Annotated in this window: 11 protein-coding genes and 1 tRNA gene; 2 read left to right on the top strand and 10 right to left on the bottom strand. The window is 66.1% G+C overall.

The annotated features are described in order from the left end of the window. Positions 1–24: 24 nt before the first annotated feature. The 7 genes from FYJ28_RS07520 to FYJ28_RS07490 all read right to left on the bottom strand — a co-directional run bounded on the left by FYJ28_RS07520 (position 25) and on the right by FYJ28_RS07490 (position 9,945). A complete protein-coding gene (locus FYJ28_RS07520; protein WP_154578876.1) occupies positions 25–2,700 on the bottom strand; it encodes a helix-turn-helix transcriptional regulator in 2,676 nt (891 codons plus the stop codon). A gap of 14 nt (positions 2,701–2,714) precedes the next feature. Next, positions 2,715–5,297 carry a helix-turn-helix transcriptional regulator gene (locus FYJ28_RS07515; protein ID WP_195840623.1) on the bottom strand — a complete coding sequence of 861 codons (2,583 nt, stop codon included), beginning with the start codon at positions 5,295–5,297 and terminating at the stop codon, positions 2,715–2,717. Between the two features lie 480 nt (positions 5,298–5,777). Next, positions 5,778–6,362 (bottom strand): aminoacyl-tRNA hydrolase, encoded by a 585-nt coding sequence (gene pth, locus FYJ28_RS07510; protein WP_154578874.1) that lies wholly within the window; start codon positions 6,360–6,362, stop codon positions 5,778–5,780. 6 nt (positions 6,363–6,368) lie between these two features. Then, the gene (locus tag FYJ28_RS07505) at positions 6,369–6,977 is read right to left on the bottom strand and encodes a 50S ribosomal protein L25/general stress protein Ctc (RefSeq protein WP_055240272.1); all 609 of its coding nucleotides are present in this window, start codon (positions 6,975–6,977) and stop codon (positions 6,369–6,371) included. A gap of 322 nt (positions 6,978–7,299) precedes the next feature. Continuing rightward, positions 7,300–8,283: a ribose-phosphate diphosphokinase gene (locus FYJ28_RS07500; RefSeq protein WP_055240271.1), complete on the bottom strand. Its 984-nt coding sequence runs from the start codon at positions 8,281–8,283 to the stop codon at positions 7,300–7,302. Continuing rightward, the gene (gene glmU, locus FYJ28_RS07495; protein WP_154579021.1) at positions 8,280–9,791 is read right to left on the bottom strand and encodes a bifunctional UDP-N-acetylglucosamine diphosphorylase/glucosamine-1-phosphate N-acetyltransferase GlmU; all 1,512 of its coding nucleotides are present in this window, start codon (positions 9,789–9,791) and stop codon (positions 8,280–8,282) included. Before glmU ends, FYJ28_RS07500 begins: the two co-directional genes overlap by 4 nt. Positions 9,792–9,873: 82 nt before the next feature. Then, positions 9,874–9,945 (bottom strand) — tRNA-Gln (locus tag FYJ28_RS07490). A 118-nt stretch (positions 9,946–10,063) separates the two neighbouring features. On the opposite strand from FYJ28_RS07490, the gene FYJ28_RS17625 reads away from it, so the two are divergent. After that, entirely contained in the window at positions 10,064–11,158 is a 1,095-nt protein-coding gene (locus tag FYJ28_RS17625; protein WP_154578873.1) for a TetR family transcriptional regulator, read from the top strand. 81 nt (positions 11,159–11,239) lie between these two features. On the opposite strand, the gene FYJ28_RS07480 is transcribed toward FYJ28_RS17625, so the two are convergent. The 3 genes from FYJ28_RS07480 to rsmA are packed head-to-tail and all read right to left on the bottom strand — an operon-like array spanning position 11,240 to position 14,957. After that, complete coding sequence (locus FYJ28_RS07480; protein ID WP_154578872.1) at positions 11,240–13,099, bottom strand: ABC-F family ATP-binding cassette domain-containing protein; 1,860 nt, start codon at positions 13,097–13,099, stop codon at positions 11,240–11,242. A gap of 23 nt (positions 13,100–13,122) precedes the next feature. Further along, the gene (locus FYJ28_RS07475) at positions 13,123–14,082 is read right to left on the bottom strand and encodes a 4-(cytidine 5'-diphospho)-2-C-methyl-D-erythritol kinase (protein ID WP_326831584.1); all 960 of its coding nucleotides are present in this window, start codon (positions 14,080–14,082) and stop codon (positions 13,123–13,125) included. Further along, positions 14,079–14,957, bottom strand: a complete 879-nt coding sequence (rsmA, locus tag FYJ28_RS07470) for a 16S rRNA (adenine(1518)-N(6)/adenine(1519)-N(6))-dimethyltransferase RsmA (RefSeq protein WP_326831583.1) — start codon at positions 14,955–14,957, stop codon at positions 14,079–14,081. The genes FYJ28_RS07475 and rsmA overlap by 4 nt, the downstream gene beginning before the upstream one ends. Positions 14,958–15,189: 232 nt before the next feature. Here rsmA and FYJ28_RS07465 point away from each other — a divergent pair, with 232 nt between their 5' ends. After that, positions 15,190–16,422 carry a helix-turn-helix domain-containing protein gene (locus FYJ28_RS07465; protein ID WP_154578871.1) on the top strand — a complete coding sequence of 411 codons (1,233 nt, stop codon included), beginning with the start codon at positions 15,190–15,192 and terminating at the stop codon, positions 16,420–16,422. The last annotated feature ends 148 nt before the right edge of the window (positions 16,423–16,570 follow it).

Below are 16,570 nucleotides of genomic sequence, written 5' to 3'. Positions count from 1 at the left end.
CTGCCCGCGCAGAGACCAGGAGGGTTACTCCTGAAGCAGTTCGGCCGTCAGCTCCTCACGCTTACCGATGCCGAGTTTCTCGAAAATCCGGTAGATGTGGCCCTCCACCGTGCGCACCGAGAGGTGAAGCCGGCCTGCGATCTCGGCGTTGCGAAGGCCCTTTGCCACCAGGGAGGCAACGTCCGTCTCCCTGCGGGTCAGGATCGGCGCGGTGGAACTGCGCGAGCTGCTTGTGCCGTTGTCCGTTTTGCTGATCACACGCTGGACCCGCTGGATCTGGGTCCGGTCCCCTGACGCTTTGGCGAGCCGGAGCGCTTCCTGCAGGGCGAGCGGTCCCAGGGCCCGGGCGTCCGGATCCGCCGGTTCGGCGGCGAACCGCAGGAGACCGGCTATGTCATGGTCCAGGACTGCCCGGGCAAAAATGTTTACGGCCCTGCCCCGGGGACCTTCGACTTCCAGTTTCAGCAGGCGGTTCATGACGGTGGGATCGCCCAGGTACATGCTCAGGCAGCGCAGTTCGAATTCGGCTGCCACCAGTCCCTGCTCTTCTGCCTGCTCCGCCGTCTCGCGCAGGGCCGCGAGTATCCTGGGGTCGTTTGTCCGGGCGTAGCCTGCTGCCAGCCGGTTGCCCCTGGTAATTACCCGGGTGCTTAGCCCTCCCCGCGGCGGCACTTTGTCGCACTCGGCGAGCATCTCGTCGGCTGTATCTGTATCGCCGGCGCCGGCAGCCAACTGGGCTGCGATGGCTAGGGCGAGCCCCAGATGGCCTTCGGGGTCATGGGTGCGCATGCCTTCAACGGCTGCCGTGAGCTTGAGCAGGGCGGCCGGCATATCTCCGCGGCGTAGCTCCCTGACTGCCAGGCACATGTCCACCGTGCCTCCGATCCGCAGGGCGCTGCGGGAGGAGATCACCAGGTCCTGATTCACTGAATTGGCCATCTCATCCCAGGCACCTGCCCAAAGCAATGCCGAGAGGTGCCGGTGGAGCACGAACTCGTGATAGTTCAGGAACCGGTGGTCGCTTCGATTAACAATCCCCAGGGCTTCCCGGGTGTAGACCATCGCCGTTTCCGCTCGTCCGCAGGCAGAGTGGATTTCACCCAGCAGCGCCAGTGACACCAGTTCCGCTTCAATGTCCCCGGCAGACCGTGCTTTCTCCAGGAGGGAAGAGATGCCCGCCTCGCTGCTGCTGTAGGCGCCCTTGGCCACGTCGATCAGCGCTTCGAGAAGCGCTGCGCCCCGCCAGGATGACTCGATGTCGGCGCGCAGTTCGTCGTCGAGCGTCCCCGCAGCTTCCGCCTCGGCGGCTATGCGCTCGATGGCCTCCTGCCAGGCCCTGCGAGCCTGGTCCAGTCCGGCCACGTCGCTGGCCAGCCGCTGGTGCAGCTGAACCCGCAGCAGCGTCCCGAGCTTGACAGTGGTCAGGTCCGCTGCCTGTTCCACGGTGCCGGTGACAAGCTCCTGCGCGGCGTCGAAGTTCGCCCGCTGGTAGTGCGCGCGCGCCGTCTGCACGCGGGCGGCCGGTTGGAGTGCCGGATCCTGGATTTCACGTGCGGCGCGCAGCGCGAAGTCACTGTCGAAAAAGTTGTTGGCCATGTACGCCGCACGCAGCAGCGTATCGTCCGGCACCGTGGCACCGCAGTCCAGGGACCAGCCGACGCTGCGCAGCAGTCCATCCATCGACTCGGTGTCCTCAGGAAGGACTCTTAGGACGCGCTGGCGCAGGCGGGCACTTCGCGCCGCTGGAACCATATGCCGGACCAGCTGCCCGTACAGGGGATGGCGCGGGCGAAGCAGCCGGGTCCCTGCTTCCTCCACGCTGACCAGGTTGGCAGCGGTCAAGGCATCCACTGACCGGTGCAGACCAAGCCGGAAGGCGACGGCAACCGGCACAGGTTCAGCGAGGGCGATGATCTCCATTGCTTCACGCTCTTCGCTCGACAACCCGGAGAGCTGTGCCTTCAGGAGGTCGGCCAGCCTGCCCTGGGGCGGATCCGCGTTGACCCCCATGAGCCATACTCCGTGCCGTTCCGTGAGGCTTCCGGTCCGTCTCGTTTCGGCAAGGAGCGCCAGGATAAACATCGGATTCCCGCCGCTCCTGCGTGCAAGATCGGCGCTGGTGGTGCTCAGGACCGTTCCGCCCAGCACCTGCGAACAGAGCTCGTGGACCTGGGCGTCGGTCAAGGGGTGCAGATGGAACCTGGCAATGACACCGCTCCATACCTGGGCAGGGATCCCTGCAGGGATGTCAATGATGCTCCGGGTGAGGATCAGGATGCGCACCCTCCCCGAAGCCATCAGCTGGGACAACAGGTCCGCTGTGGACTCGTCCAGTGCATGGGCATCGTCCACAACGACAAGCGGGGTAGCCTGTCCGCTGCCGGCCCCGGCAGGACGCAGGCGGCCCAGCAGTGCACGCATTACGGCGAGGGGCGAGTCCGTGTCTTCGGCAGAGAGCACCGGCAGCAGCGGTGCCAGTGCCCCGAACGGTATTCCCGTCAGCGCCGAGCTGGCATGGATGCGGTGCACCGGCATTTCCTGGGCGAGTTTCCCCGCCACGACGTTGGCGAGGGCACTTTTTCCCATCCCTGCCTCCGCCACAATGAGTGCACCACGCAGCTCAGGCGAACGAAGGGCGGACAGGACGGCGTCGACTTCCCTGTCCCGTCCCACCAGCTCCTGCGAAGCAAATCCCTGCATTATTCCCCCAAACCTCACCCTGCGCTAAGCAGGACTTCCCTCAACTCGGTCCGCCCGGTTACCCGGAGTTTCCGAAACAGCTTGCTCAGGTGCCAGTCCACCGTGCGCGGAGACAGATGCAGCTCTTCGGCGATCCGGGTTCTGGACCAGGTCCCGGCAGCCATGTCCACCAGCCGTGCTTCAAAGTCAGTGAGTGAACCAAGTATGTGTTCCAAACTGTTTTCACGCCGGAGCTTACGGTACGCCGCGTTCTCCACGGCGGCGGCACGGCGCGCCAGGCTGCCCCCGGGCGCCGGTACGTTGGTCCGCACCAGTCCCGCGGCCCGGTAGGAAAGGAACTGATGCCCCAGCTCGGCGGCTCCCCTGGCAGCTGTCAGGAGCAGGTGCGGGTCGTTGGACAGGAGCCCCCTGCCGTAGGTGGAGAGCGCTTCGGCCCAACGGCCGGTTGCCGTTGAACTGATCCTGGCCAGTTCCGCGGCTGCAGCCAGGTCACCGCGGGACGCGGCTGCTTCATAGCAGGCCATGGCCATGGAGACGTTGCCGCGGGACTCCGCTTCCTCACCCATCCGGATCAGCCGCCGGCAGACCGCTCCGGCCATCTCCTCCGGCAGTGAAAGGGTGTGGAAGAACGTGGTCACCCGTTCCGCATGCCAATAGGGGCGATGCCTGAGCCGTGGCGCCAGGAAACGGTAGGCGGCCGCCTGGGCAGGGTCGCCGCGCATCCCGTAGGCATAGGAGAGAAGGGCCGTAGCAAGGGGCAGCAGGTCCTCAGGGTCGCAGAACCGCAGCTGGGCAACGGCCGGCACCAGTGCCTCGATGGCGGCATCGGCTTCTCCTGCTGCTGCACGGATAACGCCGCCGACCAGCTCGCCGGCGCTGCCCCGGTAGGAGTTCCCCGCACCGTCAATGTTCTCGTGGACAAAGCGCACGGCCTGGTTCAGTTCCCCTGCCGCGAACAGGGCGTAGAACAGGCGTGTGACAATGACGCTCTGGTCGGGAGCCGGCAGGGGCGTCTGCAGGAACCGCTGGGCCTCCCCGATCAGAGCCAGCGCATCCGCAGCATGTCCGGTGACAGCCAGTGCCTCGGCTGCTGCCGACGATGCCAGGGCCCGCACCCTGTCGGATACCCCGGCCCGCCCGGCCAATTCGCGAAGCGGCCCCACAGCCAGGGCATAGTCGCCCTCTGCCATCAGCAGTTCCGCCCGGGCCAGCTCAACTGCGGCTGCTGCCTCCGTGGAGTCTCCCCGGGCCCCGGCACTGTCCAGCACCGCCTGGGCGTCGCCGAGCTTGGGAAGGCTGCGCAGGAGGGCTGCCTTGTGCAGCATCAGGTTCATCCAGCTTTCCCGCTGGTTCGGGTCAAACCCTGGTTCAAACTGCGTCAGCACCGCATACGCATCCTGGTACTCTCCCAGGGCGGACAGCGCACGTACCTCTTCACAGACCAGTTCCTGGCCCCGGACCGCGGGCTCCACCGAACGAACAAAGCCCAGTGCATCCGATGGTGTGCCCGAGTCATTCGCGTACTGTGCTGCGCGCAGGATCCGCTCAGGTCCCGGGTCCGCTCCGCACGCGAGTGTCCATGCGACGAAACCTGCCAGGGCAGGGGGCGTCAGCACGTCTGTGTCTTCAAGCAGTGCTGAAACTTCATTCCACAGCTGGTGGCTGCGTCCAAGCGGTATGTTCGCCGCGATCACGGAGGCCCCAAGTCCGTTCCCCAGCCGGACGGAGGGAACCGGCCCCGGTTCGAACTCCACTGTTCCGTCTTCTTCCAGCGCGTCCAGGGTTTCGGGTGCCGTCAGCCCCAGCCCGAGTTCCAGGGGAAGCGGACTGATGCGGGAGACGACCTCTATCAGCTTGCGCTGGTCGGCCGGGAGCTTCGCGAGGCGCGCCGCCAAAACCTCTGCAACCATTCCGCTGTGGACAAAGGAGCGGGCGCGCACCCACGTCCGGTCGGAGAGGATCAGCCTGCCCCGGTTCACCTGTTCCTTTGTCATAAGCATGGTGAAGTGCGGGTTCCCGTGGGTTTCCTGCCACATTTCCCGTCCGGCGCGCTCGGAGACCGGACCGCCAAGGATCCGTTCCATGAGGCTGCGGGACTGCGCCGGGGTCAGCGGCTCGACGTCGATGCGCTGTATGAACCCGTCTGCCCAAAGGGACAGCACCTCCGGGTCGGCTCTTAGGAGATCGGTGGCTGTGGCAACCACCGCGGCGTCTCCCCGCCGTGCCAGCTGGGAAATCACGAGGACGGAGAACACATCCAGGTCATCGGCATCGTCAACCACGATCAGCAGCGGAGCGGTGCCTGCATTGCGCCGCAGCAAGGTGTGAATCTGCTGCAGTGCGTGCATTGGCTTCAGGGTCCCGGACAGCGGAAGCTCGCTGAGCAGCGGAGCCAGCGCACCGTAGGGACTGCGCCGCGAGACCTCGGTTCCGTAAAGGGTCTCTACGTAGTACCCGCGGGCACCCTCCACCACGGCACGGGCGAGCGCGGTCTTGCCGATACCGGCCGGGCCAACAATAAGTGCTCCCCGGCCGCCGGCCAGCGCGGATTCAACCTGCTCGAGGACAGCATCCCGGCCCACGAGGCCTGCAGCCATCCCCGCCTGCATCACGCGAGACCGTCCGCCGGTCGGTGCCGCAGCCTCTTCGGGCCAATTGGAACAGGCCTTCCCATAAAACTTCCCCCCATTATGCCTATTTCAACCCCCGGCAAAGCGCGTCCTGCGGGCTCGGAACAATGCAGAACCCACTGCGCAAGAGTACGCTTCATCCGACGTCATAGGAAGGCATGAAAACCCCGGAACTCCGACTGGGCACAGGCATTTTCCGCTGGATTGATCCGGGTATGGGGTGTGCAGGGAAAGTGATAAGGGACCGGCGCCGGGATGGGGGTGGCCCAGTCTCGGAGGCCTCCCGACGCCGGCCCCGCTTCAGGAGCCCGAAGGCTACCGTCAGTGTAGGCCCGGGCAAGGACCCATACAATGCTTCCGCCTTAGCGCGTTGGCACTGGTCTTATACCCGAAAATGTCCGGGCAGTTACTCGTACTTCGCGACCTGCTGGGATGGGCGCGGAGCAGTCAGGCGCCGCTGTGGAACTTTTGCTGGGCAGCCACAAGACCGTCTGAGAGCAGCAGCTCAACGGCATCCGCGCCGTCGGCTACCAGGAACGGAAGGTCCTTTGATTCGGTGGTGCCGAAGTCCTTCAGAACCCAGTCCGCAGTGTCCATCCGGCCGGGAGGACGCCCTACCCCTACCCTCACACGCAGATAGTCCTTGGTGCCCAGTGCTTTGCTGATGTCCCGCAGTCCGTTGTGGCCGCCTTCGCCGCCGCCCAGCTTGAGCTTGACGGTGCCGAAGGGGATGTCGATTTCGTCGTGAACGGCCACCACGTTCCCCGGTTCGATTCCGTAGAAGCGGGCCAGCGCGGAAACCGGTCCGCCTGAGAGATTCATGTAGGTCAGCGGCTTGGCCAGGATTACGCGTGGCCCACCGATGCTGATGCGGCCTTCAAGTACCTGTGCACGGGATTTGTGCGATTTGAAGCTGCCGCCCATACGGGACGCAAGTTCGTCCAGGACCATCTGGCCCACGTTGTGCCGGTTACGGCTGTAGCCGGGCCCGGGGTTCCCGAGCCCGGCTACAAGCCAGGTGTTACTGGTCAAAAAGGACTACGCCTCTTCGGTGGCGGCAGGTGCAGCCGGTGCTGCTGCCTCTTCTTCGCCTTCGCCCAGATCCTGGACAGCGGACTCGGAGATGTTGATGACCATGGTCTCGGGGTCGAGCAGCAGCTCAACGCCGGCCGGCAGTTCGAGGTCGGAAGCGTAGATGTGCTCGCCGGCCTTGCGGCCTTCGATGCTGACCACGATGGTCTCGGGGAGGTTGGTGGCGTCGGCCGAAACCAGGACGGTGTTGGCTTCCTGGTTGTAGACCGAGGAGCCCGGTGCCAGTTCGCCTTCAACGTGGACGTTGACCTCAACCTCAACCTTTTCGCCCTTGCGGACGGTCAGGAGGTCGATGTGCTCGATGATCTGCTTGATCGGGTCGCGCTGGATGTCCTTGGCCAGGGCCAGGTGTGCTTCGCCGTCGACGTCGATGTCCAGCAGGGCGTTCGGGGTGCGGACGGCCAGCGTGGTTGCCTTGGCGGGCAGCAGGATGTGCATAACATCGGCGCCGTGCCCGTAGATCACTGCGGGGATCATGCCCGCGACGCGGGCCTTGCGGGCTGCACCCTTGCCGAAGTCGGTGCGGGTGGTGGCTGCGAGCTTCTGCTCAGACATTGCTAACTCCTGTTGTGGTTCTTCCGGGATTTCAGTTGCCTATTCGGCGCCGGTATCGGAACGAACCAGCTGCATCGTCTGCGTTCAGATTGAACGCGTGCAGTTGAGAAGTTGCCAGCCACCGTCGATAACGGAGTGCCGCCGGAGTTTTCCGGGGCCTCCCTCGCCTAGGCATCGCAGTCAATGTTACCAGCTTGCCGCCACCGGACTTTCCAGCTGCCCGCCGAGCCGGTCCCCACAACCGCCGAGAGGCCAGTCACGGCTGGTTTGAGCGCTCAAACCGGCCGCAACTGGCCTCTCGGTGAAAAGGACTCCGGAAAGGCTAGGCCTTGCCGTCGAAGAGACTGGTCACGGAACCGTCTTCGAAGACCTCGCGGATCGCGCGGGCGATCAGCGGGGCGATCGAGAGCACGGTCAGCTGCTCGAAGCGCTTGTTCGCCGGGATCGGCAGGGTGTTGGTGACAACCACTTCGCGGGCACCGGACTCGGCCAGGGTGCGGGCGGCCGGGTCGGAGAACACTGCGTGGGTAGCGGCAATGATGACGTCCTTGGCGCCGGCTTCCTTCAGCACGCGCACGGCGCCGGCGATCGTTCCGCCGGTGTCGATCATGTCGTCGATCAAGACGCAGGTGCGGCCTTCGATCTGGCCGACAACCTGCTTGGAAACAGCCTGGTTGGGGACAGTGAGGTCGCGGCTCTTGTGGACGAATGCCAGCGGGGCGCCGCCCAGGCGCTCAGCCCACTGCTCGGCAACGCGGACGCGGCCGGTGTCCGGCGAGACCACGGTGACGTTGGAGACGTCAACGCGGGTGCGGATGTAGTCCGCCAGCAGCGGGATGGCCATGAGGTGGTCGACGGGGCCGTCGAAGAAGCCCTGGATCTGCGAGGTGTGCAGGTCAACGCTCATGATGCGGTCGGCACCGGCGGTCTTGTACAGGTCTGCCACCAGGCGGGCGGAGATGGGCTCGCGGCCGCGGCCTTTCTTGTCCTGGCGGGCGTAGGGGTAGAACGGGGAGACCACGGTGATGCGCTGGGCCGAGGCACGCTTCAGTGCGTCGATCATGATCAGCTGTTCCATCAGCCAGTTGTTCAGCGGGGCGGGATGCGCCTGGATCACAAAGGCGTCCTTGCCGCGGACGCTTTCACCGGGGCGGACGTAGATCTCGCCGTTGGCGAAGTCGTAGGCAGCGAGCGGCAGCAGGTCGGTGTCCAGGCACTTGGCTATCTCCTCCGCCAGCTCCGGATGTGCCCGTCCCGTGGCTAGGACAAGCCTTTTTTCACCTTGTGCGGTGATTACGCTGCTCATGACTGTTCGCTTTCTCGCGTGGGGTTATCAGTACCGGAGAGGGAAGTCTGTGTCTGGGCGCGCTCGGCGGCCTGCGCTGCTCCGGAGCCCGGGCGGTTGGCTGCCACCCAGTTCTCGAGATTGCGCTGCGGAGCCACGTTGATGGCCAGCGAGCCCGCCGGAACGTCCTTGCGGATCACTGTTCCAGCTCCACTGTACGCCCCGTCCCCCACGGTGACGGGCGCCACGTACATGTTGTCGCTGCCCATCCGTACGTGCGATCCGACCGTGGTGTGGTGCTTCTTTTCACCGTCGTAATTGACGAACACGGAGGCTGCGCCGATGTTTGAATACTCGCCGATGGTGGCGTCCCCCACATAGGAAAGGTGCGGGACCTTGGAGCCTGTGCCGATCTGTGCGTTCTTGGTCTCAACGAACGTGCCGATCTTCCCGCGCTCGCCCAGCTGCGTTCCGGGGCGGAGGTAGGCAAAGGGCCCGACGTCGGCGCCTGCACCGATCACGGCGTCGGATCCGTGGGTGCGGATTACCTTGGCACCCTCGCCGATCCTCACGTTGGTGAGGGTGGTGTCCGGCCCCACAACGGCGTCGCGCGCAATAGTGGTGGTGCCGTGAAGCTGGGTGCCCGGGAGGACCGTGACGTCCTCGTCCAGGGTGACTGTGGAATCGATCCAGGTGGTCGCCGGATCGACGACGGTTACGCCGGCGCGCATCCAGCGCTCGAGGTTGCGGCGGTTGTGCTCGGCGTTCAGGGCTGCCAGCTGCACCCGGTCGTTGGCGCCTTCAACCTGCCACTGGTCCGTGGTGACGACGGCGGCAACCCGGCCGCCGGCGGCGCGCGCGATGGCCAGTACGTCGGTCAGGTACATCTCGCCCTGGGCGTTGTCAGTGCTGACTTCACCCAGTGCCGAGCGCAGCACCGCTGCATCAAAGGCATAGATGCCTGAGTTGATTTCGTTGACCGCCAGCTGTTCGGCTGTGGCGTCTTTCTGTTCCACGATTCCGGTGACGGTTCCGTCTTCTGCACGCAGGACGCGCCCGTACCCGGCGGGATCCGCAACCCGTGCGGTCAGGACGGTAACGGCGTTTGAATCGACGTTGTGCACGGCCACCAGTTCACGCAGGGTGCCGGCTTCCAGCAGCGGGACATCCCCATACGTGACGACGACGGTTCCTTGAACCGGGCTGAGCGCGTCGATGGCTTCCATCGCTGCCTGTACTGCCCGGCCGGTGCCCGGAACCTCGTCCTGGTCCACGATCATGGCGCCCGGCATCAGGGCTGCAACGTGGGAGGCAACCTTCTCGCGTTCGTGGCGCACGACCACGGCGAGGGTGGCCGGATGCATCTCACCGGCTGCGTTCAGGGCATGGCCGACCATTGAAATACCCCCGACGGGGTGGAGGATCTTGGGGGTGCGCGACTTCATCCGGGTGCCGGCCCCGGCTGCGAGGACTATGACGGCGGCTGGCGCTGCGCCTTCGTTCGGTCCGGTACCCTGCGTTTCCTGCATGCTCACGAAAAAGCGCTCCTACACGTTGTCCGGCTCCGGCGCAGGGGCTGTCCCCACCGCACCGCGCGGCTGCTTCCCAGCGTTCCGCCCATAGGATTCGAACCTATACTCCACGGCTCCAAAGGCCGGGGTGCTGCCATTACACCAGGGCGGAAAATGTGCTGCTGCTGCTGCACACAAGAGACCAGTTTGCCATGCTCGAAGGCCCCTCCGCGACTTGGTGAGTGAGTGCGCCCGCGGGTGCGGCCGCCGTGATTGCGTAGACTGAGGGCGTGGCGAGAATAACAACTGCGCGGTCGCGGCCGCGCATGACCGGAGTCCAGCGGCGGGCCCAGCTGATCGGCGTCGCCCGTTCGCTTTTTGCCCTGCGGGGCCTTGAAGGCGCGACCATTGAAGACATCGCGGCCGGGGCCGGGGTTTCCAAGCCCGTGGTGTACGAACACTTCGGCTCCAAGGAAGCCCTCTACACCGAGGTTGTGGACACCGAGTTCGACCGGCTGCTGGCAGCCATCACGGAAGCGCTGGGGGCCGACGCCGGCCCCCGGGTACTGCTCGAACGCGCGGCCTACTCGCTGCTTGACTACATTGAGAACCACACGGACGGTTTCCGGATCCTGGTCCGGGATGCTCCCCCGTCCCAGCCCGAAGGCACCTTCTCCACGCTGCTCTCCCGCATTGCTGCGGACGTGGAGCACATCCTTTCGAAGGAGTTCGGCAGCCGGGGGCTCAGCGCCGAGGTGGGCGGGATGTACGCCCAGATGCTGGTGGGCATGGTTGCCATGACCGGCCAGTGGTGGCTCGATGCCCGCACCCCGGACAAAGCCACTGTGGCGGCCCACCTGGTGAACCTGTCCTGGAACGGCCTGACCGGGCTGCAGAAGGAACCTGCCCTTGGGCACATCCCCGGCGGAGGCATTCCCCTGGTTCTCACGCTCTCCGCGGTCCTGCTGCGCGACGGCGACGGGCGGATCCTGCTGGTCCGCAAGCGCGGCACCCGGCGCTTTATGCAGCCGGGAGGAAAGCTGGAGCCGGGCGAGGACTTCCGCACCGCGGCAGCCCGTGAGGTAAACGAGGAACTGGGCCTGTCCGTTATCCCCGGGGACCTGACCGACATTGGCCGCTGGTACGGTCCGGCTGCCAACGAGGCCAATACCTTCATCGATGCAGGCCTTTTCGCGCTCACTGTCCCCGGGCCCTGCGGAACCGGGAACGCCGTGGCGCCCAGGGCCGCCGCCGAGATCGAGGAAACACTCTGGCTGACCCCGGCCGAGGCATTTGCCCGCAACGACATCTCCCCGCTGCTGCGCGACCATGTGCTTCCCGAACTGCTGGCGCAGGAAAGCCCGGCTCCCGGCGTCGACGGCTAGCCCGGCCGCCCGCGGTCATCGATATGACAGAAACTGCCCGTATCAGCGCTGATACGGGCAGTTTCTGTCATCTCGGCGGGGTTACTCGAGGATCTCGGACGCCTCGAGCCACTCCATTTCCAGCTCCTCCTGCTCGGCGGCCACCGCCTGCAGTTTGGCGTTCAGGTCCGCGAGCACTTCGAAGTCGGGGCTCCCTCCGGCCGTTTCGGCATTCATCTGCGTGTGGATCTTCTCAGCCTGGCCGGCGAGCTTGGTCAGCTGCCGCTCAATCCTGGTCAGGTCCTTGCGCGCGTTGCGCTTCTCCGCCTCGGAATACCCCGAACCTGCCACGGCCGTAGCCACGGAACCGGTCCCCGCGGCGTCGGGCCGCGAGGCGCCTGCCTGCGCAGCCCTGCTGGCCTGCGAGGAACTGCCGCCGCCGGCGCCGGAGGCCAGCGCAGCCTCGCGCAGCTCAAGGTACTGGTCGACGCCGCCGGGCAGGTCCCGCAGCTTACCGTCGCCGAGCAGGGCCATTTGGGTGTCGGTGACACGTTCCAGCAGGTAGCGGTCGTGGGAGACCACGATCAGGGTTCCGGGCCAGCCGTCGAGCACGTCTTCGACCGCAGCCAGGGTGTCGGTGTCCAGGTCGTTGGTCGGTTCGTCGAGCATCAGCACGTTCGGTTCCCCCACCAGCAGGCGCAGCAGCTGCAGCCTCCTGCGCTCCCCGCCGGAGAGCTCACGCACCGGCGTCCACTGCCGCTGGGAACTGAAGCCCAGCTGCTCCACCAGCTGGCCCGCGGAAAGCTCACGTCCGCCCACATTGAAGACGCGCTTTTCCTTTTCAATGACCTCGATGACGCGCAGATCGGCGACGTCGTCCAGTTCACGGACTTCCTGGGTGAGGACGGCGGTCTGCACGGTCTTGCCGCGCTTCAGCCGGCCGGATGTGGGTTCCACGGTGCCGTTCAGCAGCCGCAGCAGGGTGGTCTTGCCGGCACCGTTCACGCCCACGATGCCGAGGCGCTGCCCGGGAGCCAGCCGCAGGGTGATGTTGCGGAAGAGCTGGGTGTCCCCCAGTTCCAGGGACACGTTCTCCAGATCCAGCACGTCCTTGCCCAGCCGCGCCGTCGCCATCTTGTTAAGGGACAGGGTGTCACGGGGTTCGGGCACGTCCGCGATCAGGGTGTTGGCGGCCTCAATCCGGAACTTGGGCTTGGAGGTGCGGGCGGGAGCGCCACGGCGCAGCCAGGCCAGTTCCTTCTTGATCAGCTGCTGGCGCTTGCCTTCCACAACGGCGGCCATGCGGTCGCGTTCGGCGCGGGCCAGCACGTAGGCGGCGTACCCGCCGTCAAACGGTTCCACCACGGCGTCGTGCACTTCCCAGGTGCGGGTGCACACTTCGTCCAGGAACCAGCGGTCGTGGGTGACCACCAGCAGCGCGCCGTCGGTGGCCCGCCAGCGCTGCTTCAGGTGCCGGGCCAGCCAGGCAACACCCTCGACGTCGAGGTGGTTGGTGGGCTCGTCCAGCATAATTACGTCGTCGTCGCCCATCAGCAGCTTCGCCAGGGCAACGCGGCGCCGCTGGCCGCCGGAGAGGGAGGACACCTGCGCGTTCCAGTCCACTTCCTGGACGAGGCCGCTCATGACGTCGCGGATTTTCGGGTCCGAGGCCCATTCGTAGTCAGCGGCATCACCGACGATTGCCTGTCCCACGGTGAGGTCGCCGTCGAGTACGTCGGACTGGTCCAGGTACCCCACCGTGACGTCGCGGCGGCGGGTGACGCGGCCGCCGTCGGCGCTCTGCCGCTCAGCGAGCAGCCGCATCAGCGTGGACTTGCCGTCGCCGTTGCGGCCCACCATGCCAATCCGGTCCCCCTCGTCGAGCCCCAGGGAGACGCCGTCGAGGATGGTGCGGGTGCCAAAGGCGATGCTGAGGTTCTCAGCGCCAAGCAGGTGTGCCAATCGGAACTACTTTCGTTGGTGATTCAGGTTTTGTCTGCCGTCATCCCGGCACCCGCAACGGGGCCGTGGACGGCCAGGGCATTGTGCCCCTCGGCGCGCAGGGCCGCCTGGAGCTTCGCGGCAGCACCGGCGTCCCCGGCCAGGAAAGCGAGGGTGGGTCCCGAGCCGGAGACTAATCCGGCCAGGGCACCCAGTTCGCGTCCGCGGTTCAGGACCGTTTCCAGCTCCGGCACCAGGGACAGCGCCGCTGGCTGGAGGTCGTTAGTGATAACGCCGGCCAGGGCCGCTGCGTTCCCGGAACGCACCGCTTCAAGCACGCGGGGATCCGCGGCCTGCGGTTCGGAAGCCGTCGGAGCTCCAACGGTTTCGGCTTCGGCCCGAAGCGCGTCCAGCCGTCCGTAGACCGCCGGCGTGGACAGCCCTGCGCCGGACGCTACCAGGACCCAGTGCAGCGCTTTGTCCGCAGCTACGGCTGTGAGCTCGTCGCCCACGCCCAGCCCGACGGCGGCACCACCGGCAAGGGCGAACGGCACGTCCGCGCCAAGGCCTGCCGCCAGCCCGGAAAGTTCAGTCTGGTCAAGGCCGGTGTCCCAGAAAAGGTTGCATGCCATCAGGGCAGCGGCGGCGTCGGCCGACCCGCCGCCCATTCCGCCGGCTACGGGGACGCGTTTGGTAATGGCCAGGTGCACCGCAGGATCCTGGATCCCGGCATGCTCGGCCAGTGCCGCAGCCGCGCGCGCCACCAGGTTGTCCGGTCCCAGCGGAATCCCGTCCACGGCAATTCCCAGCGGACCGCCGCCGGTGACGGATACGGTGATTCCCGGATGCGCTCCGGCGGCAGCAAGAACCTCTTCCCGCAGGCTCACTGCCAGGTAGACGCTCGCCACGGCGTGGTACCCGTCCGGGCGCCGCGGACCAACCTGCAGCGAGACATTGATCTTGCCCGGCGCGCTGATGCGAACGGAGGAAGGCACAGCGGTCACGATGCCGCCTTCGCCTCGGCGATCCGGGTGTAGGCGTTGATATCCAGCACTTCGCCGCGGGCACTGGGGTCAACGCCTGCTGCACGCAGAGCGGTTTCGGCCGCAGCCGGACTGCCCGCCCAGCCTGCCAGGGCTGCACGCAGGGTCTTGCGTCGCTGCGCAAAGGCGGCGTCGATGACCGCGAACACTTCTTCGCGCGTGGCGGTTGTTGCCGGCGGCTCATGGCGTTCGAAGCCAACCAGTCCGGAAGCGATCTTGGGTGCGGGCCAGAAGACGTTCATGCCGATGACGCCGGCCTTGCGCATGGTGCCGTACCAGGCAGCCTTGACGGAGGGAACCCCGTAGGTCTTTGATCCCGGACGGGCGGCCAGTCTGTCGGCAACCTCGTCCTGAACCATAACAAGGCCGTGGCGCAGGGTCGGGAAAGTTTCGAGCAGGTGCAGTACCACCGGCACGGCCACGTTGTACGGCAGGTTGGCCACCAGGGCCGTGGGTTCTGCCGGAAGATCGGTAACGCGCATGGCATCAGCCAGCACCACATGAAGGTTTTGGGCCTGTTCCGGCCGCCAGGTCTGGACGGTCAGAGGAAGCCTTTCGGCAAGGACCGGATCAATCTCCACCGCCACCACTTCCCGGGCAGCATCAAGCAGGCCCAGGGTGAGGGAGCCGAGGCCCGGCCCCACTTCGAGGACGGTTTCGGCCGGGTCCACGGACGCGGCGGATACGATCCTGCGGATTGTGTTTCCGTCAATGACGAAGTTCTGGCCAAGGGTCTTGGTGGGCCGCACGCCCAGCTCTTCTGCGAGCGCCCGGATATCGGAGGCGCCAAGGAGCGGTTTGGGCCGGGGAACGGGCGCGGAAACAGATTCAGTCACTGCCTCATACTAGCGCCCGGGACCGGCTCTGCCCTTGTCGGCAGGTAAAGGCGCTAGTCAGGCCAGTCCCCCACGGAACGGGCGGACGGCTGCTGGAACGGTAGCTTGAAAAGACTCATTGGATTCCTTCCGTGCTTTCACTGTTGCTCTGCCGCTGGAGGAAACCGGACTGTAGCGTCTTTCTCCGCGGCTGATCCAAGTCTGGCGTACCGGAAGAACGGCGGTAACGGTGATGGGTAAAACCTTTGGTGAAAAGCTTCGAACAGTCCGGCAGGAGAGGTTCCTTAGCCGCAGGGAACTGGGGACACCCCGGTTGCGTGAACGCGAAGTCTCACTGTTGGAGGCTGGACGCCGCGAACCGGACATTGAACTGATCTCCAGCCTTGCCGGGCGCCTGGCGGCAGCTCCCGGGAGCCGCCCCCGGCCCGGCGGTCCCGACGGCGCACTGTTCCTGGCCCTGGCCGCCTGCCAGTCCTGGGATGAACGGGACTATTCGGGCTGCCTGGGGCTGGCGCTTGCCGCTGCCCGGGCAGCGACGGCCGAACATGATCCCCAGGAGTGGTGGCTCTCGTCCCTGCTTGCCGGGCAGGCCCGCCTCAAGCTGGAGGACTACAGCGGCTGCATCCGGCAGGCAACCGAACTTGCCGGTCACAGGCAGGTCCTCAAAAGGCCGGACCTGCGTTCCCGCGCCCAGGGCCTGGCGGCCCGTGCCTGCCAGGGGGCGGGGAAGCTGCCCGACGCCGTCCGGCACGGCAGGGCTGCAGTGGTCTCCGCACAGGATGGAAAGGCAGGGGCCGAAACAACCCTGGAAGCCTATCTGTCCCTCACCGCAGCGCTCGCTGAGAGCGGGCAGCTGCCGGAGGCCTGGGAACTCTGCAGGGTGATGGTCCTGCCGCTCATCGATTCAGTGCCGGATACACTGCTGGCCGGCAAGGGATTCTGGACAGTCGGCAACGTGGCTTTCCGCCGCGGCGACTCCGCCGCCGGCCTGAGGTTCCACCAGCGTGCCGGCGCACTGCTCAGTCCCCGGCTGGACGTGGGACTTTGGGCTTCGTTCAACAAGGCCTCCGCCAGTATGCGGCTGTCCTCAGGTCTTCACGATGACCAGACGCTCACCTGTATCCGGCAGGCGGAGGCTGCTCTCGCCGTCGTGGGCGCCTCGCGAATCGACACGGTGGACCTGATTCATACGCACGGGCGCTGGGAGCAGCTGAGCGGCAACTATGAGCATGCCGTTGACCTGCTCTCCGAGGCGTACGCCCAGCGCAGTTCGCTTCCACCCCAGACAGCGGCCGAAGTGGCGCTGCAGCTGGCGCTCAGCCTGGCGTCCCTGGGGCAGACTCAGGCGGCAGCGGATCGGCTGGAAGAGAGCGAATCCCTGTTCAACACGGCCGGTGCGGTTGACCGTCGGGGACATGTCCGGGCTCTTTCAGCTTCACTGGCCCGGTACCGCAGGATCCCGTAGGACGGAAAAAGCCGGCCGCAATGAACTGCTCCCCGAAAGTTGGACTGAGAAATCAGTTCACTCTCGGGGAGCAGTTCTATGCACAGCAGCAGTTCATTGTCGGAAGAGCAGCGTGAGGCAGCGGTAGCCTTATTTGAGCTGGGTTGGG

It is taken from the genome of Arthrobacter sp. BL-252-APC-1A (genome assembly GCF_009696625.1).
GTDB lineage: Bacteria > Actinomycetota > Actinomycetes > Actinomycetales > Micrococcaceae > Arthrobacter_B.
Note: the sequence above shows the minus strand (reverse complement) of the source record. Positions and strands in the feature narration are given on the sequence as shown.